The sequence below is a fragment of the Bradyrhizobium australafricanum genome (genome assembly GCF_020329495.1).
Taxonomy (GTDB): Bacteria; Pseudomonadota; Alphaproteobacteria; order Rhizobiales; family Xanthobacteraceae; genus Bradyrhizobium; species Bradyrhizobium australafricanum.
Genome location: NZ_JAGKJL010000137.1, coordinates 1 through 7,240, shown reverse-complemented (window position 1 = coordinate 7,240; position 7,240 = coordinate 1). Strand labels below are relative to the sequence as shown.

The window sequence follows — 7,240 nt, the reverse complement described above, 5'->3', positions numbered from 1 at the left end:
CCGCAGAGAATGGTTTCATTGACATGATCCGCTTTACGCAAGGGAATCTTCTGGATTCAGACGCGCAAGCTCTCGTCAACACCGTGAACACGGTCGGTGTTATGGGGAAGGGCGTTGCCTTGATGTTCAAAGAAGCATTCCCCGAGAACTTCACCGCGTACGAAGCGGCGTGTCGGTCAGACGGCGTTCAGATCGGAAAAATGTTCGTCACAGAACGACGCGAGATGTTCGGCCCTAAGTGGATCATAAATTTCCCAACGAAAGCTCATTGGCGCTTCCCATCGAGGATGGAGTGGATTGTGCAGGGTCTAGAGGACTTAAAGAGTGTCATCCAGGAAAAGGGCATTGAGTCGATTGCTCTTCTGCCTTTGGGCGCGGGCAATGGCGGCTTGGATTGGAACGATGTGCGCCCGAAGATAGAAGCTGCCTTGGGCAAGCTGGCCGACGTAGACGTAATCGTATACGAGCCGACGCGAAGTACCAGAACGTGGCCAAGAGAACGGGCGGAAGCTAACCGCTACTCGCACGCTTATCGTTGAGTTGGTTCGTCGGTATTCCATTCTAGGCTTTGATTGCACGCTTCTTGAAATACAGAAGCTTGCATATTCTCGAGCGCTTTGTCGTGAAGCTGGGCCTCGACAATCAGATGAAGTTTCAGGTCGCGGCGAAGAAGTCAGGGTCGTACTCCGAAAATCTCAAGCACCTTCTGAACGCACTCGATGGCAGCTACCTGCACTGCGACAACGCTTGGGTGATGCCAGTCCGTTTGACGTTAATTCATTTCGATGATTCAAGGACGGACAGGGGCGCGGCGTGCTTCTGCGCTTTTGGATGAGGACTATTTCCAGTCGGTTCTTTCGAGTACGTCCATCTGCCAAACTCTAGACGTCCGGTATGAGGGAATTTGCCGCGATGGATGGAGCCTGTGCTCGCTCAAATGCTACAAGACATTGCCGGATTGGCACCGTCGCCACGGTAGGGGGCAAATCGCAACGTTTCGACACCAAGTCCTCATATCCGAATTCCCCGGCTTTGTTACCAGTCTTCGGGCCGTGCCCAAGTTCTGCCTGCCGACAGAAATGTGATCGCCCGCCGGCTACCGCCTGCGCCTCGAGCGCGGAGACCGCGTCCTGCTGATCACCAAGGGCGGCTCGACTGGACGAAGCGCTTCCCTTGGATCGTTGAGGCCGCGCTATCCGACTACGAGAGGCGAGCTCGGCCCAGACCTGTTCCGCACCCAGGAGTCGGTTTTGCGAATCTCTGCTGGCTCGTTCGTCAGCACCTTCGCTAGAATCTCAGCTTCTCGGCAAAGGGGCCATCTTTCTTTATCTGAGCCGGCCCTTTGAGTTCGCTGCTATACCATCCAGCCGATGCTACCTTGCCGAACGAGGAAACGGCCTCGCATCGGGCGTCCAATAATTTCCATTGCAACCGCCACCTGTGAAATAGGGACGCCAGCTCTGGACAGCCAGTCGCCGCGTTCCTCGGCGCATTGTGCCACGCAAGGAATTAGACAGCTGTCAAGTTGAGGTAGCTCGGGAAGACCATTTCGGTTCGTCCCATTCGCGATAGCATGAGACGCGCCCCGAATGGCGCGCTCGCAATCGGGGCGGCTCTAGCGCCGCCGCCTAGCCCCGGAAAGGCTGCTGGGACCGTCTCGATTGCGAATTTGCACCCCGCATAGCACAACGCCGCCCGCTTAAAATTCACGCGGTCGGCGTCGGCCCTAGCCCCAGGACGGAAATGCAAAATCCCGGCGCCCGAAGCCTACATGTTCCGTGCGAGCGGCAATTGGCAAAATCGGAGTACTGCGGACGCTTGAACCGCGTCTTTTTCAGTCGCGCCGACGGCCCCTTGCGGTGACAACCGGCAGCGAGCTTTGGACCGGAGTCCCAGTGCTGATTGAGACGGCCGACCCGGATTCGGGCGTAGTAATCGTCTGAACTCGTCTGTGCAATTGCGGGGCCGGCAATCCTTGCTACCGCGCATGGTACGGTGGAACCTTCGCGGGCATTCCCGATCGATAAGTGGAATTTTGAGCCCGGAAGAATTCAGGAGAGTTATTATGCGATCTGTATGGGCTGCCGGATTGGTTGGATTCTTCTTATCAACGACGTTGGCCGGAAGCGCCTGTGCCCAGAGCGCAAAGGCGAAGCCGAAAGAAAGTCAGGCGACCGGGCAATTGATATGCACATCGTCTGGAGGATGTAGGCCGGTCAAACCGGGCTGTCGCCTTGAGGCGGTCCGCACCGGGAATACCGGCATTACGTCTAACGTGGAAGTTTGCAAATAAGGGGCGGCCCCAGCTCAGGCTCGCAGGGCTGTTTCCTTTTGAATGAAAACGGTCGACGCGGGTTCCGGTTTCCGGGAGGTCAAAGAGCTGCCCCTGCCCAGTAGCACCTGGACGATCCACTTGGAATGTCGGCCTCAGCGTCTCCCCGGGCGCTGGGGCATTTCTTTTAGGAACGAAGCGCAAGCACTCGCATTGGTCGCCCTGTTCGGTGCCGCACCGCTACCGGCACTGCGACGCCCAGCTACACACTGGCCCCAGCATGTGCCCGCTCACTGGGGCCGTCTCTTTTCTTCAGTGCGTCTATTTCACGGGCTCCATCATGGGTTTGCCCTTATCGACGATATGCACCGTCAACATCTTCAGGGTTTTGTCGCCGGCCACCTTGAATCCACCGTGGGGAACGTCGCGAATGTTGATCGCCGCTGCTCCCGTAGGAAATGGCACCTCTTTGCCGTCAGATAGTGCCAACGTTGCACCCTCCAGAACATAAACGGCTTCCTCGCCATGGTGCGTATGGCGAATGAGATTGTTTCCGGGCTGTACGTCGACGACGCTGACTACAATCTCCATATTCGTGCCGGTCAAATCGGCGCGCTTTAACTCGGTGCGGTTGGTTTGAGCATTGGCTGCGCAGGTAAGGGCGAAAAAAATCAAAGCGAGATATCGAAGCATCATTATCTCCTTTAAAAATAGATGAATGAATTCGGCACGTTGTGACCTGCCCCTGAATTTTCATCCAGCGGCAGTTAGAGTCTCGGGGGGGTGTACGCCTTGCGGCGCGGTGGAAGCAACGGGCGATCGGCAGAGCTGGTCGGGGTTGCGCAGCCGAGCGCCCGTTGCGGTGAGAGAGGCGGCGTAGGCCGCGGGCGTGAGGTATTGCAGCGAGGAATGGGGGCGTTCGCCATTGTAGTCGGCGACCCATGCCGCGAGTTTGGCCCTGGCATCGTCGAGACCGAAGAACAGCGTCTCATTCAGGAGCTCGTCGCGCATCCGGCCGTTAAAGCTCTCGACGAAGCCGTTCTGCATTGGTTTGCCCGGTGCGATGAAGTGCCAGTCGATGCCGGTTTCCTTGCACCAGGCCAGCATGGCGTTACAGGTGAGTTCGGTGCCGTTGTCGGAAACGATCAGGCCGGGTTTGCCGCGCCGCGCGACAACCGTCGTCAGTTCCCGCGCCACACGCCGGCCCGAGATCGATGTGTCAGGAATGGCGCCCAGACATTCCTTGGTGACATCGTCGACGATGATGCGGAAGCGACGCCCGTTGGCGAACTGGTCGTGGACGAAGTCCAGCGACCAGCGCGCATTCGGCTTCGCTTCCACCGGGATCGGCGCCCGGCATCCCATGGCCTTGCGGCGAGCCCGCCGCTTGCGGACTGTCAGTCCTTCTTCCCGATAGATCCGGTGAATGCGATTGAGCCCTGATGGCTCGCCCTCTCGTCGCAGCAGAATGAACAGCCGACGGTAGCCGAACCGTCGGCGCTCGTGGGCGAGGTCGCGCAGCCGGGCACGAAGCTCCGTATCCGCAGCGCGGCGAGATCGGTAGCGGATCATCCTCCGATCCGCGTCGACGATCATGCAGGCCCGTCGCTCCGACAGGCCCATCATGGCCTTCAGGTGCGCCACAGCGGCGCGCTTGGCGGCGGGCCCTACCATTTTTTTGACAGAAGCTCGCGCAGTGCCGCCGCATCGAGCATTTGCTCGGCCAGCAGCTTCTTCAGCTTCGCGTTCTCCTCCTCCAGCGACTTCAGCCGCTTGGCTTCGGAAGCTTCCATGCCACCGAACTTGGCCTTCCAATTGTAAATCGTCGCCTCCGAGACCCCGTGTTTGCGAGCCAGATCAGCTGTCGTCGCTCCAGCCTCATGCTCCTTCAACACTGCGATAATCTGCTCTTCCGTGAACCTTGCTCGCTTCATCTGTCCGTCCTTGCTCAGGCCGGACTCTAACTCCATCTGGAGGAAATACTCAGGGCAGGTCAGCTGTTTGCGATCGCAAACGGATGGGAATAGGTATTGAACCGCAACTCCGGGGCGCGTGCAACAATAGGGTTAGACACGCGGGAGGCCCGCGCCAACGCAAGTAAGGCCGGCAATCAGCAATGCGCCTGCGCACGTCTCCAAGACGATCGAACGATGCCGACTTGCGTACAGCGCGAGCACAGATCCCATGATCGTGCTCACGATACCGAATCCAACGATCATTGATTCAAACCACTGAACTCTTGAAAATGGCTTTGACGAATTGAAAATGAATATCTCGGACACTACACGATGCCACGTCTGCGCGGTCGTCGCTGCTCTGCTTAACGTTAAGGCCGCCCTCCGTGGATTTACGGATGCGCCGCGCCGTTAGTTCATCGTCCGGTTTCGGCCTCCTGCATTTTGGGATAGGGCGCGCCAGCGCCGCCGCATCGGCAAGTGTGACTGCCGGTCCAAAGCGGCGGTCGTGTGCCCCAGAACGGGGTCTATCGCCTGCGTTCAGGATGTTTGTCGATGCACCTCTTCGCTGGAGAAATCGCTTCCAGCGTGCTCTGATAGGTCATCGTCCTGACGGTTTGACCGCCCCCGAGGGGCGTGATCTCGACCAGGAAACCGCCGCCAGGCTGTTCGATGACCACTAACCGGTGCGCCGAATATTCGAGTTCGTCTGCCACATCCGCAGTTCCGATCTGTTTCCAGACCAAACAGCTGCAAGGTCATGGCGTTCCAATAGCGGAATGGCGACTTGACCAGTATCACCGCTCCCCTGGCCACCAGGTCGACGAGGGCGTTCAGGGCGGACGCCTCGTCCGCAGTTTCCATTGAAACCGCTGCTTCTCGCAACTGACGGCGCCAGCCAAACAACTGCTGCGGCGACAATCCATGCCGTCACGCTACCGAGCAGACCGAATCGCCACTCGTCATGATCTCTGCGACAATCCGTGCCTTGTCCTCGTCGCTCCACTTCCGCCGACGGCCGGCTCCGGTGAAGACCTCGAGCCGCCGCACTGGCTCCGTGAAAGCAGTATGCACTGTGTCCATTCTAAGCCTAACGGTTCAAACCGAACCGCAGACTCGCAGATCACCCCGTCATCCGGTAGGTGGCCCCTGAACAGCGCTTTACGGACAGGAAGTGTTCCGCGTCCCTCAGTATCGAACGTATGGCCGTCCGTCCGCAGCGTCTCTGCTAGTTCCAGGCGCGTCGCGTCCGCGCTGATGGCATCGTTGATCCTCTCGAGCCACGCCTCGGCCGGCAACTCATCGAGCAGCAGCAGGGCTTTCCTGATCAGTTCTCGCCAATCTGCAGCAGGCGCATCGAGGGCCCGACAGCGATGCCGTAGGCCGTGTGGACCATCTCATCAAGGACGGCCTACTGAGCCGTCGCTGCCCACAGCGATGAGCGTACCAGGCATTGTCGCGACACGAATCGTCTTGACGCTCGGAGCTTCCGTTCTTCGGAGGGCTCTCTGATCCTGCAGACTTCATCAACCCAGACGCCCCTCTACGGCTGCGCAAGGCTGCTGAGCTCGTCTTTCCTGGCGGGGTACCCGGCGGAGGAGACGCCCTGGGCGTCGCGGTTGTGGACGGGGTGGACGGACCAAGGGTTGGAATCCGTGACGGACCAAGAGACGGAATCTGCGGCGAACCAAGCGATGGAATTTCTGACGGTGCAGCTCTTCTCACTGTTGTTGGAACGTCATCGTCGGGATCGACTAAGCTATCCGCCAGCGGCGTTTGTCTCGTTGCAGAACAAGAGCATCGCCGAGTAGCACGATCGGACTAGCGAAGAGGAGGGGCTTTAGGCGATCAAAACGAGCTTGGCGATCTCGTTAATCAGGTCATCCGCAGCGATGTCGATCCGAGGGGGTGAGCTGGAGTTCGCTTTGACAGAAGAGCAGGAGATCGACCAGAAGCTCGGGAGCGAGATCCCTACGCGGAGAGCGGCGTCATCAGCCTCAACGAAGTCCGTAGTCGACTCGGGGAAGAGCCCAGCCCGGACCCTGCGGCAAACACCCTCATGACGAAGACCGCAACCGGCTACGTGCCGATTGGCGGAAACAATGGAGAGCTTAAAAATGTGGATCGATGCTGAGCGCCGATGGCGCGCGGCTGAAGGCTTGAGGGGTGAAAATAGCGCGTGGGGGTCGGGGTGCTCGGGAACGCTGGGCTTCTGATCTTCTCACACATACGGCCGCATCGAGCGACCCGCGCAGACTGACAGGCTTCCAGCGCGAGGCGTGACCATGCAAGGCGGAAGTAAACAACCTATTGACCGAATCCCCGAGTGTTCTTAATTTGTTCTTGGTTGAGGTCGTCAGCCCGTCGACATCAAGACCGGGTACAATGGCATCGCGAAGAAGCCCATGGATGACATCGTCATCCTTGTCACGTCGCTGCACCGTCTCAAGCAGCTGGGTGTTCCGTTCGTTTTCACCGACCGGCACGCATACCTCAAGCTGGCGCAGTTCACGAATGACCTAAGCAATCTAACCTGGATCATTTGGCCGGTCCTGCAAGTAAGGAACTTCAAGAAGGATGACACGGACAAGTTCGAAAAGTACCAAGCTGAGGCTTTGGTGCACAAGAAGCTACCGCTGAGTGCCCTGTTCGGCATCGCTTGCTTCAACGATACAGTTAAGGCTGAGGTCGAGCAGTTGTGTAACTCGAAAGGTTACAAGTTGCAGATTGTCACCCGCAGAGAATGGTTTCATTGACATGATCCGCTTTACGCAAGGGAATCTTCTGGATTCAGACGCGCAAGCTCTCGTCAACACCGTGAACACGGTCGGTGTTATGGGGAAGGGCGTTGCCTTGATGTTCAAAGAAGCATTCCCCGAGAACTTCACCGCGTACGAAGCGGCGTGTCGGTCAGACGGCGTTCAGATCGGAAAAATGTTCGTCACAGAACGACGCGAGATGTTCGGCCCTAAGTGGATCATAAATTTCCCAACGAAAGCTCATTGGCGCTTCC

Annotated in this window: 7 protein-coding genes; 4 read left to right on the top strand and 3 right to left on the bottom strand. The window is 58.3% G+C overall.

Annotated features, from left to right (window positions below):
• Positions 1 to 539, top strand: a 539-nt coding sequence (gene darG / locus J6525_RS45590) for a type II toxin-antitoxin system antitoxin DNA ADP-ribosyl glycohydrolase DarG (protein ID WP_225649519.1), incomplete at its 5' end; no start/stop codon positions are given.
• 59 nt (positions 540 to 598) lie between these two features.
• Positions 599 to 835: a hypothetical protein gene (locus tag J6525_RS45585; protein ID WP_225649518.1), complete on the top strand. Its 237-nt coding sequence runs from the start codon at positions 599 to 601 to the stop codon at positions 833 to 835.
• Between the two features lie 1,758 nt (positions 836 to 2,593).
• Here the strand turns inward: J6525_RS45585 and J6525_RS45580 are convergent.
• From J6525_RS45580 to J6525_RS45570, 3 genes are all read right to left on the bottom strand, one after another.
• Entirely contained in the window at positions 2,594 to 2,965 is a 372-nt protein-coding gene (locus J6525_RS45580) for a cupin domain-containing protein (protein WP_225649517.1), read from the bottom strand.
• A 60-nt stretch (positions 2,966 to 3,025) separates the two neighbouring features.
• Positions 3,026 to 4,206 (bottom strand): IS3 family transposase gene (locus J6525_RS45575; RefSeq protein ID WP_225649521.1). Its coding sequence is split into 2 segments (ribosomal slippage): positions 3,026 to 3,954 and positions 3,954 to 4,206, totalling 1,182 coding nucleotides; the frame shifts between segments, so codons are not numbered across the junction.
• A gap of 548 nt (positions 4,207 to 4,754) precedes the next feature.
• Entirely contained in the window at positions 4,755 to 4,943 is a 189-nt protein-coding gene (locus J6525_RS45570) for a hypothetical protein (protein WP_225649516.1), read from the bottom strand.
• A gap of 1,653 nt (positions 4,944 to 6,596) precedes the next feature.
• Between J6525_RS45570 and J6525_RS45560 the strand changes: the two genes are divergently transcribed.
• Together J6525_RS45560 and J6525_RS45555 are read left to right on the top strand one after the other, a co-directional pair.
• Positions 6,597 to 6,983, top strand: a complete 387-nt coding sequence (locus J6525_RS45560) for a DUF4433 domain-containing protein (RefSeq protein WP_225649520.1) — start codon at positions 6,597 to 6,599, stop codon at positions 6,981 to 6,983.
• 1 nt (position 6,984) lies between these two features.
• The coding region (locus tag J6525_RS45555) for a macro domain-containing protein (protein ID WP_225649022.1) at positions 6,985 to 7,240 on the top strand (256 nt) is incomplete at its 3' end.

Coding starts and splice junctions, on each gene's coding strand:
- J6525_RS45580 (WP_225649517.1), bottom strand. CDS start 2,965: ATGCTTCGATATCTCGCTTTGATTTTTTTCGCCCTTACCTGCGCAGCC.